Below are 15,114 nucleotides of genomic sequence, written 5' to 3' on the forward strand. Positions count from 1 at the left end.
CTACCGCACCTCCTGGTCGCTGTCCGGGACCCGTACGGCCGGCATCAAGGGCCGTTCCGTCCGCGGTTGGCCCTCTCCCACGGCCTCGACGGCGTGGGAGGTAACCCCATCGTTCTGCCGGGCCGGCCGCTCGCGATGGCCGCGCAGCGCGGTGTGCGGCCCGTCCCACAGCGTGCCGTCGGTGTGGTCACGCGGATCGGGGTCGATCAGCACCACGCCGATCACCGCGATGCGCTGGTCCGCGAGCTGCCGTGCCACGGTGTGCAGCCATGCGGCGCTGCCGTGCCCGGCACGCACGACGAGCACGGTCCGGCCACCGAGGTACTGGAGGTCGGTCCACGCCGTGCCGGGCGCGACCGAACCGACGCCGATCCTGCGCACCTGACGCGGCATGGACGCGGCACGCTCGCCGCCGACCACGCTCACGTCGTCCGGCATCCGGCGGCTGCCGGTGAGCTCCGTGCCGGGCAGCCCGTCGATGACGGCCACCGGCCCCTCCGCCGCCAGTGCCGCGGCGGCGTCGAGGGCGATCACGCTCGTACTGCGCGCACAGCCCAGTTCGAGCAGCGACACCGGTTCCGTGGAGCCGCGCACGGTGCGGGCCAGGGTGGTGGTGAGCCTCGCCCGTGCCGCCCGGGTCCGCCGGAGCTGCCACAGCCGGGCCGAGAGGCGGTGCGTGCGGGGCAGCTCCGCGATGACCGAGGCGCCCAGGTTCGCCGCGATCTCCCGGCGCAGCACGGGCCGGTCCGCCACCACGGAGCCGACCGCGGCCAGCGCGAGCCCCAGGGCGAGCCCGAGCGCGAGCCCGATCGCGGCGTCGGTGGCCGCGGTCTTGGGCAGGGAGTACCGCACCGCGCGCGGCGCGTCCACGATCTGCGTGCCGGAGACCAGCTTGGGCGTGCCGGTGCGCGCCTCCGCGGCGCGCTGGTCGAAGTCGGCGATACGGGAGTTGAGTTCCGCCCGGCGGGCGAAGAGCGACTCGGTGCTCGCCGAGGCCTCCGGGTCGGTGTCCGGCGAGCGGCCGCCGATCTCCTCGTTGACCTCGGCCAGCTCCTCCCGCATGCGGTCACGCTGGTCGAGCAGGGCCTTGGCCTCGGCCTTCGCGGTCTCCCGCATCCGCCGCACATGGTCCGCGATGAACGCGTCGGCCAGGGCCTGGGCCCGGGCCACCGCCTGTGCGTCGCTGTCACCCGTCACATCGATCCGGAGCAGGTTGTTGGTCAGGCCGGTGCCCCGGTAGTCCTGGATGAAGTCCTCCGGCTTCTCGGCGGACTTGAGGGCCTGCAAGGCCTTGCCGGCGATGCGCGTGGTCCCCAGCAGCTCGACGTCGGTGCGGATCAGCGTGCCGGTGTCGTTGGGCTGGTCCTCCGCGTGGGAGACCAGCACCTTGGTCACCGCGCTCGGCGGCGGCGGCAGCAGGACCGCCACCGCCACGCCGGCCAGCATCCCGAGCAGCGCCATGACGCACCAGAGGCGGCGGCGTCTGCGCACCGCCACCACCAGCGCGTGCAGGTCCAGCAGCGGAGCGGCTGCCGACGACTCCTCGGTCGTACGTGTCGTCACCCTGAACCTCCCCTCCCGTGGCCGGGGACCGCGAACGCCGGAGTGGCATCCTTCGGAGGCCGGCCGGCGGACGGTGTCGCGGGGGCCCGGACCGGACCGGCGACGACGACGCCCACGACCTCGTGCCTGCCGTCCGCACACGCCTCGGCGATGCCGGCGAGCTCACCGGCCGTCCAGTTGCCCGCGCTGAGCACGACCAGGGCACCGGACTCGGTGCCGCGGTCCGGCACCATCGGCTGCGACACCGGCACTTCCACCACCCGCAGCAGGGGATACCCCCTGCTCGAACTGCTCGACGAGGTCGGGGAAGCCTCGCTCCCGGACTCGGCGACGAGCTGCCCGGCGGCCCGGCGGGCGATCTCGTCGCCCTCCGGTACGACGACGAGGAGCCGCCGGGGGGCCGGCGACCGGTCCCGGAGGCGGGCGCACACCCGCCGGTAGCGGATACGCCTGCCGGCCTCGTCGCCGGACGCCCGCGGGGCGGGCATGTCCCACCGGGTGTCGAGGGCGAGGAACCGGCGGATCACGGGCCAGGGGCCACGGCCCTCGGGCCGGTGCGCGCGCCGTTCCTCCGGCACGTCGACGGTGCCGATGACCGCCGAGCCCAGCGCGGCGGCGATCTCCGGTTCGGTGCACAGCCGGCGGTTCGTCCGCGCGGCGGTGAGGTGGCCGATGACCGTGAGCACGAAGAACAGCAGCGCCCCGCCCGCGATGAGCTGCGTCCTCGTCGGCGGCGCCTCCGCGGTCGGCCGGGCCGCCGGGCCCATGACGACCATGCCGCCCTTGGCGCCCGCCGGGTCGGCCTCGTCCAGCTTCTTCACGGCCTCTTCCAGCGCGCTGCGGAGCTTCTCCAGGGAGGTGCGCGCCTGCACGCTCTCCACGGTCCGTCCCGGGTCGGCGGCTTTCGCCAGATCGCTGATGCGGCGGTTGGTCTCCCTGACCTTCTCCCGCAGCACCTCGGGCCCCGTGGCCGGTTCGGGGTCGGTGCCGTCACCGGTGAGGCGCGCGGCGAACGTGACGAACTCCCCGGCCATCCGGTCGGAGAGCCGCTGCGCGCGCTCCGGTGAGCCGGCCGTGCCCGAGATCTTGATGATGTTCCCGTCGGCAGCCTCGGCGCTCACCTGCTCCCGCAGCTCGGCCCCGCCGACACCCGCCCAGGCGAGCTTGGCCGCCGCGCGGTCGACCACCGACGAACTGGTCGCGATGTCCACCTGGGTCAGCAGCTCGCGCTCCTCCCACTGACCAGGCAGCAGTACCGATGCCGACGCCGTGTAACGCGGCGGGAAGAGCACCGAGACGCCGTAGCCGACCAGCGCGCCCACCACGGCCAGGGCGGCCAGCAGCCGCAGGCGCCTGCGGAGAATTCGCCCGATCGTGACCAGACGTATCGTTTCGTCGCTCAACGGTGCGGCCTCTTCCCTGCGCCGGCCGGGCCGCGCGCCGACACCGCGGTGCGGCCACGGCAGGCGGCGGCGTACGCGGCGAGCAGCGACGCCTGCGAGTTCCGCCACGAGAGCTTTCCGTCGATCCGCTCCTGGCCGATCTTGCCCATGCGGGCCCGCTTCTCCGGATCGTCGAGCAGCAGCGCGATGAGCCCGGCGAACGCGGCCTCGTCGTCGTCGGACGCGTAGACGGCGGCGTCACCGGCGGAGACCCGCGCCTCCTTCAGGTCGAACGAGACGATCGGCCGGCCCATCGCCATGTACTCCAGGACCTTGTTCATGGTCGACACGTCGTTGAGCGGATTGCGCGGGTCGGGGGAGAGGCACACGTCCGCGGTGGACAGGTAGCGCACCAGGTCGGCGTCCGGGATGCGCCCGGTGAACCGCACCTGGTCGCCGAGCCCGAGCTGCCGGGACAGCTCCACCATCGCGTCGAAGGCGTCGCCGCCGCCGACGAACACCGCGTGCCAGTCGGTCCGTCCGAGCTCGTCGCGGAGCTTCGCGAGCGCCCGCAAGGCGTAGTCGACACCGTCCTGCGGGCCCATGACGCCGAGGTAGCACAGCAGATGAGGCTTGCCGTTCTTCAACTCCGGCTCGGGCGGCACGGGTTGGAACCGGTCGGTCGCGGGCGCGCTGCGCACCACGAAGACGTCCTCGGGCCGCTTGCCGCCGCGGCGCACCGCGACGTCCCGGTAGCTCTCGTTCGTGGCGATCACGATGTCCGCGGCCCGGTAGGTCAGCCGTTCCAGTGCGCACACGCCGCGGTAGAGCAGGTCCTCGCCGCGGTCGAACCGGGAGAGGTACAGCTCGGGCACCAGGTCGTGCTGGTCGAAGATGAACCGCGCGCCGCGCCGCGTCAGCCACCGGGCCGGCAGGAACAGCAGGTCGGGCGGGTTGCAGGCGTGCACCACATGGACCGGGCCGACCTTGCGGGCCAGCCGGGCCGTGTGCCACAGCGCCGATCCGTACTCCCGCAGGTAGCCCGCGGGTCCACCGGTTGCCGCGCGCAACGGGTAGCGGTGGATGGCCACCCCGTCGATCACTGCCTCCGGCTCGGTGTCCCGCTTGCTGCCCTGCGGACAGATGACGTGCACCTCCCAGCCCGCGTCGCGCAGCGTCGTGCACTCCTGCCACACCCGCCGGTCGAACGGCACCGACAGGTTCTCCACCAGGATCAGCGCGCGCCGGCCCGGCCGGTCACTGCTGGTCGTGTTACCAAGCAAGGCCTATGTACCCCGGTTCGGTCCGGCGCGCGGCGGCGTCGGGAAGATGGATGAGATCGATGATGACGGGGCCCTCGCCATGGGGCAGGGCCGAGAGGACGGCCGGGTCCTTGGTCCCGACCAGGCACACCTCGGCGTGGTCGAGCACCTCGCCGACGGAGCCCGCCATCAGTTGCGCGAGGTGCGGCAGCCGGGTCTCGATGTACTCGCGGTTCGCGCCGAGCAGCCGCGAGAGGCTCACGTTGGCGTCGTGTATCCGCAGGTCGTACCCCTTGCCGTGGAGTCTCTCGGCCAGCTCGACGAGCGGACTCTCGCGGAGGTCGTCGGTGCCGGGTTTGAAGGAGAGACCGAACAGGCCCACCCGGCGCTTGCCGGTGCGCTCGACCAGTTCCACGGCACGCTGGAGATGGTCGGAGTTGGAGGGCAGCACGTGGGCGAGGATGGGCACCGAGACGTCGGCGCGCTGTGCCGCGTGGACCAGGCTGCGCAGGTCCTTGGGCAGGCAGGAGCCGCCGAAGGCGAACCCGGGCCGCAGGTAGGCGGGGCTGATGTTGAGTTTGCGGTCGGCCAGGAAGACGTCGATCACCTGGTGCGAGTCCACCCCGAGGGCCTGGCAGACCGCGCCCAGCTCGTTCGCGAAGCCGATCTTGAGGCCGTGGAACGCGTTGTCCGCGTACTTGATCGCCTCGGCCGTCGGCACCGGCACCCGGAACACCTCGCCGGGCAGGCTGTCGTACAGCGTCGCCACCACGTCGCCGCTCGCCGCGTCGAGTTCACCGATGACGGTCTTGGGCGGGTCGAAGAAGTCCCGCACGCTGGTGCCCTCGCGCAGGAACTCCGGGTTGACCGCGACCCCGAAGTCCACACCGGCGGTGCCGCCGACGGACTTCTCCAGGATCGGCACCAGCAGGTTCAGGCAGGTGCCCGGGAGCATGGTGCTGCGGAACACGACGGTGTGCCGCCCGCCCCGCTCGGCCAGCGCGGCGCCGATCTGCTCGGTGACCCGCTCCAGATACGTGGTGCACAGGCTGCCGTTGGGCTCCGACGGTGTGCCCACGCAGATCAGCGACACCTCGCTGGCCATGATCGCTTCGCGGACGTCGCCGGTGGCGCGTAACGCTCCGGTCCGCACGACCTCGTCGATGAGCTCGCCGATCCGCTCCTCCACCACCGGGGCCTTGCCGTCGTTGACCAGGTCGACCTTCACCTGGTTGACGTCCACCCCGATGACCTCGTGCCCCATGCCGGCCAGGCACGCGGCCGACACGCAGCCCACGTAACCCAGCCCGAAAACGCTGACCCTCATGACCCGTCCCCCCAAGGCAGGCCCTTTCGGCCCGCGGTCCGTACGCCGGCTGGACGCCGGTCCCCGCCCATCAGTAGGCCCCCTGCCCGTAGACCACGGCACGCAGCGTCTTCCACAAGATCACTGTGTCCAGGGCGAGCGACCAGTCCTCCACGTACCGCAGGTCGAGGCGGACCGCCTCCTCCCACGGCAGGTCGCTGCGCCCGCTGATCTGCCACAGGCCGGTGAGGCCGGGCTTGACGAGCAGCCGCCGCCGGATGTCCGGGCCGTACGCGGCGGACTCCTCCGGCAGCGGAGGCCGCGGGCCGACGAGCGACATCGACCCGGTGAGTACGTTGAAGAGCTGCGGGAGCTCGTCGATCGAGTACCGGCGCAGCACGGCTCCCACCCGGGTCACCCGCGGGTCCCGGCGGAGCTTGAACAGCAGGCCGGCGCCTTCGTTGAGGCCGGCCAGCTCGGCACGGGCCCCGTCGGCCCCGGTGACCATGGTGCGGAACTTGAAGATGGTGAACTCGCGGCCGTTCTTGCCGACCCTGCGCTGGCGGTACAACACGCCACCGCGGCTGTCCGCCAGCACGAGCAGCCCGACGAGCACCATCAGCGGCGCGAACAGCAGCAGCAGGATCGCCGCGCCCAGCCGGTCGACGACCCCTTTTATCGCACGGCGGCCCCCGGTGAAGGTCGGCATGCTGACCCGCAGCAGCGGAATCCCGAGCACCGCGTCGACGTGCAGCCGCGGCCCCGCCACCTCCATCAGTACGGGGGCCACGACCATCTCGGCGTCGCTGCCTTCGAGGTTCCAGGCCAGCCGCTGCAACCCGTCCGGTGACCAGTGCGGGTCCGGTGTGATCGCGACGACACGGTAGCCGTCGCGTTGGACGTGGCCCGCGACGTCCGACAGCCGGCCGACGACCGGCACTCCGTCGAGTTGGTCACCGTCGGACCCGAGACCGTCCGTCGTGCACACCGCGTCCACGCGCCAGCCCAGGTGCGGGAGCTTGCGGGCCCGGCTGATCAGGTCCTGCACGGTGGCCAGGCTCCCGGCGGCGAGCACCGGTCTCAGGCACTGCCCTTCCTTACGCTGTTTGTGCAGCCACAGGCGCAGGCAATACCGCGCGGTCATGGTGAGAAGACCGATCGCGGGAATCGCGACGAAGATCCATAATTTGATGTTGCGCGAGGTGAGGGCGATTCCGCCGAGCGCCAGTACGACGGCCGCCGTGAACACCGAGCGTCCCAGTCGGCGGAATTCCTCGGCGCCCTGACCGAGTACGGCCGGAGCCCACGCCCGGCTCATCGCGAGCGCTCCCAGTACGAGAAGCTCGGTGCCGAATGCGAGAATTCCCCATTTCTCGTGCCAGTTGGCCGCGTCCCGGGCCCCGAAGAAACTGCCGATGGACCCCACGACCAAGGCGGTGGTCACCGTATCGCTGGTGATCACGGTACGGCGATATCGCTGTTCCCAGTCGCTCGTGGGTCGGCTGATCGTCCCGTTCGCCAGGCGCCCGCGCGCCGGCGGAAACGGGCTGACTAATCCCCCCTGCCGCACAGAACCCCCCAGGTCCCCAGTGGTTCGACGTGTACGCCTAACACTGCCCCTCCCCCCGGGAGGCGCCCCCGCCCCCCGCACTGGTGCTCCCCCCGGGGGACCGAGTCCCCCCGTGCCGCGCTGTTCTTCCCCGCGGAGGGCCCCCACCCTCCGCACATGCCATTCCGGCTATTGCGGCGCTACTCGTTGGTCGTACGACCCGTTCCGGCGGCAGCGGAAACGCCCTGGCGTGCGAAAACGCGGTGGCGCGACGACGCGGTGCCGGCTGTCCGCAGCGTCGGGCCTAAAGATCATTAATTGGTCGCCTCGTGCCCGAACAGCTGAAGCACGGTCAATCTAGACCATGGGGCCCGGGTATGGAGAGGGGATGTGTGGAATTTGTGCTCAAGCTTTGGGGCTGGCCTGAATGATCAGTGATCATCGCGTGCACCGTGCCGCCACCGTGCCGCCACCATGTCAACCCGCGACCGGGTGCGCCCCCATCAATGAGGACGCACCCGGTCGCGCGTTACGGGACTGGCCGAAAGTGTCTAGAAATAGTGTTTGCGCCCGCCGACAGCGCGCCCGGTCGCGCCGAGGATCCACAGCACCGCGCCGACCACGACGAGTACCCCGCCGATGGTCGTCAGCAGTGAGATACCTGCCAGCAGGCCGATGATGAGCAGGATGGCGCCAAGAACAATCATTACGGCTCCGATCGTCAAGTCTTACCGGTGCGTGGGCCGCCGGCTTCGGTGGGCCCACAGTTCCCGGCGGCGCTGATTGGGTCGTGCCACATCCGTGTGCCCTGCGATCGGCCATCCATGCGCTAATTTGCTGATCGGTGGCTCTCGTGCTTGCCGGCATGGAAACGCGCCTTCTTCTGGCGATTCCCGCACGTGTTCATGTCGCACCATTTGCGGGTGCGACTCCGGCTGGTGTCGAAAAAGGCCGCCTGGCAGGTCGGCGATGCGCACAAGGCCAGCCTTCCCTCCCGTTCGCCCGAGATGACGCTGATCGCGTCGGCGGCGACAACGCCCAGGGCATCCTCCACGGAGGAATTCGAACCGAGCCGCCATTGCCGGTTTCCCTCGGGCGTCAGGACGGCCGCGGCCCGACCCTGAACGCTGCGGTCATTGATGATCTGCACAGCGGACGCGGGGAGGGGGTCTTCGCGCGCGGCCGCTGTCGCGGCGGCGTGAATCGACTCCCTCAGCTCCCGAGCGCGTTCGAGCTGGGCGGTGGTGCAGGACTCCACGGCGAGGCCACTCACCGTCAGCCAGTCGACGAGTCGGCCCGGTGTGGGAATGCGTTCCACGGCGTCGCCGCGACGCTCCGTCAGGGTCGCCGTGAAGCTGGTCGCCAGCACCTTGCCGAGACGGAAGTCAGGGAACTGAGCACGCATGGAACCACCTTAGCCGGTTGCAGGCCTACGCTGAGGGCTGCTAGAACCGTCATAGCCGGTTCGCCCGATGGCCAGGAGGTCTCATGTCGACCAGCGACGTACAAGCATGTGAATCCCGCGCACCCGACGCCGACCTCGACGATCTGCGCGCGCGGTTGGCCGCGGCGCGGCTGCCGGAAGCCGAGACGGTCCATCGCGCCGCGCCCGGCCCCGGCCGATGGGGGCAGGGAGTTCCTCTTGCCGACCTCGTGGATCTCGTGGACTACTGGCGCACCGGGTACGACTGGCGGTCGTTCGAAGCGCGCCTTGACCGGATGGGGCAGTTCCGCACGACCATCGACGGTCTGGGAATCCACTTCCTGCACCGGCGATCCGCGCGCGCGGACGCAACTCCGCTGATCGTGACGCACGGCTGGCCCGGCAGCGTCGCCGAGTTCATCGACGTGATCGACGAGCTGGCGGATCCGAAGGAAGCGGACGCGCCGGCGTTCCACGTCGTGGCCCCGTCGCTGCCAGGCTTTGGTCACAGCGACAAGCCGGCCACCACCGGGTGGGGAACCGAGAAGATCGCGGCCGCCTGGGTGGAACTGATGGGAAGGCTCGGCTACAGCGAGTTCCTGGCCCACGGCGGTGACTGGGGAGGCAATATCACCACGGTCCTCGGCGGCAGGTTCCCGGAGCACGTTCTCGGCATCCACACCACGTTCGCGGAGGCACCGCCCGGGCTGACGACGGACGGGCTGACGGCGGCCGAGCGTGCATGGACGGAGGAAACCCGCCGCTTCTGGCGCCACCGCGCGGCGTACGCGAAGCAGCAGGCGACCCGGCCGCAGACCATCGGATACTCGCTCGTCGACTCACCGGTCGGGCTCCTCGCCTGGATTCTCGACAAGTTCGCCGAGTGGTCGGACACCGACGACAGTCCTTTCGAGACGATTTCCAGGGACAGGGTCCTCGACGACGTCACCCTGTACTGGCTGACGCGGACCGGCGCGTCGGCAGCCCGCATCTACTACGAGAGCCACAATTCGCTCGACCCCGGGCTCCGGGTCGACGTCCCCTCCGCGATCACCATGTATCCCCGCGACATCGAGAAGTGCCCGCGCGGCTGGGCCCAGGAGCGGTACCGGCAGATCGTCCGGTGGAGGTCGCCCGATGCCGGGGGGCATTTCCCGTCGCTGGAGGTGCCCGAGTACTTCGTCAAGGACCTCCGAGAAGGCCTCGCGGCGGTGCTGGCCGCCGGCCGTGTGGCCCAGGGCGGGTGAACGGCAGGGGCTAGTCGAGGTGGTGGTCGTCTATGACGGTCTGGGCCGTGCGCTGTAGCGTCTGGTCGTTGGCGAAGGCGTGGGCCCGCAGCCGGGCGAGGGCGTCGTCAGGAGTGAGGCCGTACTTCGCGGCGACGACGCCGGCGGCCATGTGGACCACCGGCGGATAGCCCTGCGGCCCGCTCGTCGTGGGCTGTGAACGGGCGATGAGCACATGCGGGTGCTCGTCCAGCGCGAGGAGGGCGAGGATGCGCGCGTAGGCCGCGGCCCGGGTCCTCTGCGCCTGTGTGAAGGGGCGGGGCTCGCAACGGTAGAAGTCCGCGGCGCCGATCGGAACGTCGCCGATGGACAGGGGCAGGGCCAGCACGCAGCGGCCTCCCTGTTCGAGGACGATGGGAGCGTAGGTGGGCCACCGGTCGGCCGCGTCGTTCAGGTCGGGCACTTCGACGACGCCACGCTTCGTGTACGCCTCGGTGCACGGCCCCTCTCCGGCCACCAGCTGGGCGTCCTCCGCGCTGCGGGCGCGCTCGTCGGTGGCGCAGGCCATCAGCCGCAGCTCTCCGGCGATGACCAGGGTGACACCGGCGAAGTCGACGTCCAGGTCTTCGGCGCAGGCCCGGCAGGCGGTCACGAGCGTCGGGCCGCCGGTGGCGGCGGAGTCACTGACGTTCTGCCATGCCCTGGTGTAGTGGTCGTCGTTCACTGGCCTTCCCTGCGGAGTGCGTGGTCAGGGCCGCTGGATGGCGGAGGTGTCGAGGCTGCCGTCGAGGATCTGCCGGCACAGCACGGTCAGCGAGAGGCGATGGGCGCGCGCGTACCGGCGCAGCGCGCCGAACGCCTCGTCAGGGGTGGTCTGCCATCGCTCGGTGAGGACGCCCTTGGTCTGCTCGATGACGATCCGGCTGGACAGGGCGGCCCGCAACTGGGCCCGCTCGACGTTGCTGTGCACGATGGAGCGCTGTTGCAGGATGGCGATGGTCGCCACATCGGCGAGCGCCTGTGCCACCCGCGCGTCGGACTCGCTGAGCCTCTGCGCCCGGGTGTCGAAGAGGTTCAGCGCGCCCACGTTCTGCTGACGCAGGCGCATGGGCAGGGCGTGGGTCGTGGCGAAGCCCGCCGCCAGGGCCTGCTCGGCGAAGCGCGGGAACCGGGCGGTCTGCGCCGGCGAGGCGAGGGCGATGTTCAACTGGGCGGCACCGCTGCGCTGGGTCTCCACGCACGGCCCTTCGTCGGCCTGGATCGCGAAGAGTTCGAGCAGCCGGGTGTGTTCGTTGGACGCCGCGATCAGCTGGAGGCCGCCGTGGGGATCGGTGAGCAAGATGCCCACGGCGGACACGTCGAGGAGTTCGTCGCACCGCTCGCAGAGCTGGTGCAGGAAATCGATCAGATCGAAGTCGTCGACCAGCGTGTCCACGGCGTCAAGCATGGCCGCCAACAGGTTTTCCTCGCGCGTCATGGCCCGTCAGTCCCTTCACCGGCAACCGTTCCCGGCCCGGCCTCATCATCTCTAAAGCGCAGTCGTCTGGCCACCACGTCGTCGGCGACGTCGACCACCGAGCGTCCGTGGCGGAAGGCATGGGCTCTCAGGAACAGAAGCGCCTGAGCGAGGGGCACCCCGACCTGCACGCTGATCATGCCCGTCGCCTGGTGGACGGCGGCCCGGTAGAAGTCCGATCCGTTCTCCGCCGCGGCGAAGGCGTCCTGTGCCCGGCCGCCCCCCAGGAGGGCCGCGGTCAGGGCGCCCGCCACGATCCAGGCGTCGGTCATCCTGGCGTCCGGCAGCGGGCCGGGGGCCGCGCACTGCAAGGTCAGGGAGCCCAGGCAGGCGGAGCCGACGTGCAGCGGGAAACCGAAGACCGCGCCGATGCCGAGTGCCGTCATCTCGGGCAGCAGGCCCGGCCACCGGTCGGCCGGCAGGCGCGGCACGTACGGTGCGAAGACCGGCGCGCAGGAGGCGGCCGCGTCCGGGCCCGGCCCCTGGCCCAGGGTGAACTGGAGATCCTCCAGCCGGGCGCTGACGTCACCGGAACACCACACCAGTTCGCTCGGGCCGCCGTCGGTCGTCACCGACACGGCGAGCCCGTCCACCCCCAGGACCTGGGCGCACATACGGGGATCGGCGCCGAGCAGGTTCGTGTCGCCCGGGGCGGGTCGCAGGCTCCCCAGGACGACGGCAAGGTCATCGTCGGTCGGCATCTTCGCACCTCCAACCCAGCCGCTTCGGAGAGGTCGCCCTGCGGCGCGGGAACCAGTTTCGTGTCACGACCAGTCTAGACAGCCCCCGCCGTCCGACTTCGGGGAAGCGGTGCCCGGCGGACACGTCCCCACGCCTGTGGGACCGCATGCGGCGTAGACTGAAGGGCCACGCTTCGCCAGGTGGCACCGACCGCCGAGAGCCCCTCGCAGCAGTTTCCGCCCGGGGCGGCGTCGGCGGTGGGACCCGGAGATCGGAAGGCCGCCATGGCCGCGCACGCACGGGCTGTCGCCCCGCCCGTATCAGCATCGGTTCGCCCGTCATGACCGCCCGCCCGGGAGCGGCGGTGATCGCTGCCCGGTATGCCGGCCGGGCCCACCCGGCCCGTCTCATCAGCGAGGCGTGCCGAACGGCACTGCACGGCGAGTACTCGGTGGGACTGACGCTGGCGGCCCGGTCCGCGTACGCGGACCGGGTGTCGCTGTCCGCCACGGGCCTCCTGGCGGGGCCGGGGGAATCGCTGCAGATTAGCCTCGGGGAGGGGCCCTGCGTCCAGGCCCTGAGCCGGCACGCGCCGGTCGTGGTCGACGACGTCGACGTCGCGGACGCGACACGTCAGTGGCCGCTCTTCGCCCTGCGGGCCAGGGAGCACGGCATCCGCGCGCTCTACGCCCTGCCCGGGCAGGACGGCTCCGTGTCCGCCCGGCCGACCGACCTCGTGCTCACGCTCTACAGGGACCGCCCAGGCCCGGCGTCCGACGGGGACCTCGAAACCGCCCGGGACCACGCGGCCGCCGCCGACCTGCTGCTCGTCTCTCCCGCCGCGTGGTCGCCCACGCCGTCCACCGTGCCGAGCGGGGAGGACCCCGACGACGCCTGGCTCGTACCCGGCCCCGCGGTCGTGCACCAGGCCATCGGCGTGCTCAGCTACCGGCACGCCGTCTCGACGGGGGAGGCCCTGGCACTGCTCCGCGCCCACACCCGCAGGCTCGGCACGGACCTGCCCTCGCTCGCCCATGCCGTCGTCCACGAGAAGCGGGAGCTGCCAGGGCCGCCGGGCCCGGCCTCTTCGGGCCCGCCCTCTCCGGGCCCCCCGCGGACCTGACCGCGACGCCGTGGAACCCGACGCCGTGGAACCCGACGGAGTACGTGTCGCGGTCGCCGTCCGGGGCGCGCGGTGCTGTGATGGCCGGCAGAGGCGCCGGGCACCGGCCGGAAGTGTGCCGTGAGGAGAGGAGCAACCGCCATGACGGCGATGCCCGAGGAACGCCCAGGCAGGGACGGGCCCGAGCAGCAGGCGCTCTTCGGGTGGGAGGAGACCGCGCCGGAGACGGCTCCGCACCGGACGTTCCGGGACAGCCCGCAGGCGCGGCGGATGCTGGACGTACGGGAGGTCTACGCGGAGCCCGCCGCCCTCGACTCCCCGCGCGGCCGGCAGATCATGGCCCGGCTGCCGGGCGTGCGGGTGACCGAGGTCGAGGGGCACTGGCGCATCCCGTCCCTGCACGGCAACGACGGCAACATCGGGCGGTGGGTCCGCATCAAGACGCAGACCCTCGTCCTCGGGGTGAAAAAGGGACTCACCACCCGCGTCAACGGCAGGTCCGCCGACTGGATCGCCCCGGGCACCTCCAACGGGTGCGCGATGTCCTGCGCCTACTGCTACGTCCCGCGCCGCAAGGGTTTCGCCAACCCCATCACGCTGTTCACCAACATCGAGGCGATCCTCGCCCATGTGCGGCGCCACGTGCGGGCCCAGGGGCCCAAGACCACGCCCAACCAGTGCGACCCGCGGGCGTGGGTCTACGACTTCGGCGAGAACGGTGACTGCTCGGTCGACGACCTGGTCTGCGACAACACCGCGGACTTCATCGCCGCGTTCCGCTCCATGCCGACGGCCAAGGCGTCCTTCGCGACCAAGTTCGTCAACCTCGACCTGCTCGCGCTTGACCCGCGGCGGCGGACCCGTATCCGCTTCTCCGTCATGCCGCCCGACGACGCGAAGCTCCTGGACGTCCGCACCAGCCCGGTCCCCGAGCGGATCGCCGCCGCCGCCGACTTCCTCGACGCCGGGTACGAGGTCCACTTCAACCTCTCGCCGGTCGTGCTGCGGCCGGGCTGGGAGCGGGACTGGGCCGATCTCCTCGACCACCTCGACGACGTCCTGCCCGCCCGGGTGAAGGAACAGGCGGCGGCCGAGATCATCATGCTCACCCACAACCAGGGTCTGCACGAGGTCAACCTGGGCTGGCACCCCCGCGCCGAGGAGCTGCTGTGGCAGCCGGACATCCAGGAGACGAAGCGGTCGCAGAACGGGGCGCTCAACGTCCGGTACGCCATCGACGTCAAGCAGCGCTCACTGGCGCGCCTGCGCGAGCTGCTCGCCGAGCGAGCGCCGTGGCTGCGGGTCAGGTACGCGTTCTGAGGAGACGGACGGTTTCAGAGCCGTCTCCGTCCTCGTCACGCGAGGTTCAGTGCACCCAGCCCGTGTAGCTGCGACCACCCTGCGGCGCGCTCGGGCCCGCGTGGTGGGGGGACGGGGAGGACTGGGAGGGCTGCTGCGAGGTCAGCGTGGCCGAGACCGCTCTGACCAGCCAGGCGTTGACCGACAGCCCCTCGCGGGCGGCGGCCTCCTCGATCCGGGTCTTGAGCTGCTCGGGGGGCCGGAAGTTGATGCGGGACGTGACGCCGTCCTTGGCGCCGAGGTCGGCCGGCGGCGCGGCAGGCGGCTCCGGCGGAGCCGGCAGCGCGGCGCCGCCGGAGGCCGGTGCGAAGCCGTCCTCGACGTCGAGGGCGGCGGTTTCGGACGGCGGCCGTGTGACGACGAAGCCGGGGTCGAGGCCGCGCAGCCGCACCTCGACGGAGCCGGGGGCCAGTTCGCGGGTGATCTCGTCCGCGGCGGTCGACAAGGCGTCGAGGAGTACCAGCCGGATGGCGGAGGACAACGGCGCGACGAGGCGTTCGGCGACCTCGCGTGTCTGCGGGTCCCCCGCCTCCGCCGCGGTGGTCAGCTCCTGCCGCAAATTGTCGACGTACCGCATGAGTTCCATGGCTCATCCTCACGCTGACGCGACACGAGGAGCAAATTGGCGCCACAATGGCGTCACTCACGCGAGGTGTATCTGTACTTGGCGCCATACTTGCGCCAGTATGGCGCTACGAAACTGATGACGTACGTACGCAATCGG

The 15,114-nt window shown here is 71.4% G+C and carries 14 protein-coding genes; 3 read left to right on the forward strand and 11 right to left on the reverse strand.

Going from position 1 to position 15,114, the window contains the following annotated elements; translation table 11 throughout:
* The 7 genes from ACRAKF_RS29245 to ACRAKF_RS29275 all read right to left on the reverse strand — a co-directional run bounded on the left by ACRAKF_RS29245 (position 1) and on the right by ACRAKF_RS29275 (position 8,467).
* The gene (locus ACRAKF_RS29245; protein ID WP_447040528.1) at positions 1–1,563 is read right to left on the reverse strand and encodes a Wzz/FepE/Etk N-terminal domain-containing protein; all 1,563 of its coding nucleotides are present in this window, start codon (positions 1,561–1,563) and stop codon (positions 1–3) included.
* Positions 1,560–2,966, reverse strand: a complete 1,407-nt coding sequence (locus tag ACRAKF_RS29250; RefSeq protein WP_447040529.1) for a Wzz/FepE/Etk N-terminal domain-containing protein — start codon at positions 2,964–2,966, stop codon at positions 1,560–1,562. The genes ACRAKF_RS29245 and ACRAKF_RS29250 overlap by 4 nt, the downstream gene beginning before the upstream one ends.
* On the reverse strand, positions 2,963–4,228 hold the full coding sequence (locus ACRAKF_RS29255) for a glycosyltransferase family 4 protein (RefSeq protein ID WP_447040530.1): 1,266 nt from the start codon (positions 4,226–4,228) through the stop codon (positions 2,963–2,965). The genes ACRAKF_RS29250 and ACRAKF_RS29255 overlap by 4 nt, the downstream gene beginning before the upstream one ends.
* Entirely contained in the window at positions 4,218–5,534 is a 1,317-nt protein-coding gene (locus tag ACRAKF_RS29260) for a nucleotide sugar dehydrogenase (RefSeq protein ID WP_447040531.1), read from the reverse strand. Before ACRAKF_RS29260 ends, ACRAKF_RS29255 begins: the two co-directional genes overlap by 11 nt.
* A 70-nt stretch (positions 5,535–5,604) precedes the next feature.
* Entirely contained in the window at positions 5,605–7,083 is a 1,479-nt protein-coding gene (locus ACRAKF_RS29265) for a sugar transferase (protein WP_447040532.1), read from the reverse strand.
* Positions 7,084–7,613: 530 nt separating this feature from the next.
* Positions 7,614–7,769: a hypothetical protein gene (locus tag ACRAKF_RS29270; protein WP_447040533.1), complete on the reverse strand. Its 156-nt coding sequence runs from the start codon at positions 7,767–7,769 to the stop codon at positions 7,614–7,616.
* Between the two features lie 122 nt (positions 7,770–7,891).
* The gene (locus ACRAKF_RS29275) at positions 7,892–8,467 is read right to left on the reverse strand and encodes a CGNR zinc finger domain-containing protein (protein WP_447040534.1); all 576 of its coding nucleotides are present in this window, start codon (positions 8,465–8,467) and stop codon (positions 7,892–7,894) included.
* 83 nt (positions 8,468–8,550) lie between these two features.
* Here ACRAKF_RS29275 and ACRAKF_RS29280 point away from each other — a divergent pair, with 83 nt between their 5' ends.
* On the forward strand, positions 8,551–9,732 hold the full coding sequence (locus ACRAKF_RS29280; protein WP_447040535.1) for an epoxide hydrolase family protein: 1,182 nt from the start codon (positions 8,551–8,553) through the stop codon (positions 9,730–9,732).
* Between the two features lie 10 nt (positions 9,733–9,742).
* Here the strand turns inward: ACRAKF_RS29280 and ACRAKF_RS29285 are convergent, their stop codons facing one another.
* The 3 genes from ACRAKF_RS29285 to ACRAKF_RS29295 are packed head-to-tail and all read right to left on the reverse strand — an operon-like array spanning position 9,743 to position 11,928.
* A complete protein-coding gene (locus tag ACRAKF_RS29285) occupies positions 9,743–10,435 on the reverse strand; it encodes a GAF and ANTAR domain-containing protein (protein WP_447040536.1) in 693 nt (230 codons plus the stop codon).
* A gap of 24 nt (positions 10,436–10,459) precedes the next feature.
* Complete coding sequence (locus ACRAKF_RS29290) at positions 10,460–11,188, reverse strand: GAF and ANTAR domain-containing protein (RefSeq protein ID WP_447040537.1); 729 nt, start codon at positions 11,186–11,188, stop codon at positions 10,460–10,462.
* Positions 11,185–11,928 carry an ANTAR domain-containing protein gene (locus tag ACRAKF_RS29295; protein WP_447040538.1) on the reverse strand — a complete coding sequence of 248 codons (744 nt, stop codon included), beginning with the start codon at positions 11,926–11,928 and terminating at the stop codon, positions 11,185–11,187. The genes ACRAKF_RS29290 and ACRAKF_RS29295 overlap by 4 nt, the downstream gene beginning before the upstream one ends.
* A gap of 320 nt (positions 11,929–12,248) precedes the next feature.
* Here ACRAKF_RS29295 and ACRAKF_RS29300 point away from each other — a divergent pair, with 320 nt between their 5' ends.
* Positions 12,249–13,031, forward strand: a complete 783-nt coding sequence (locus ACRAKF_RS29300; protein WP_447040539.1) for an ANTAR domain-containing protein — start codon at positions 12,249–12,251, stop codon at positions 13,029–13,031.
* A 150-nt stretch (positions 13,032–13,181) separates the two neighbouring features.
* Positions 13,182–14,351, forward strand: coding sequence for a spore photoproduct lyase family protein (locus ACRAKF_RS29305; RefSeq protein ID WP_447042232.1), 1,170 nt, complete (start codon positions 13,182–13,184; stop codon positions 14,349–14,351).
* A 46-nt stretch (positions 14,352–14,397) separates the two neighbouring features.
* On the opposite strand, the gene ACRAKF_RS29310 is transcribed toward ACRAKF_RS29305, so the two are convergent.
* Entirely contained in the window at positions 14,398–14,976 is a 579-nt protein-coding gene (locus ACRAKF_RS29310; RefSeq protein ID WP_447040540.1) for a hypothetical protein, read from the reverse strand.
* Positions 14,977–15,114 lie beyond the last annotated feature (138 nt).

This window comes from Streptomyces sp. DSM 118878, from assembly GCF_052936595.1.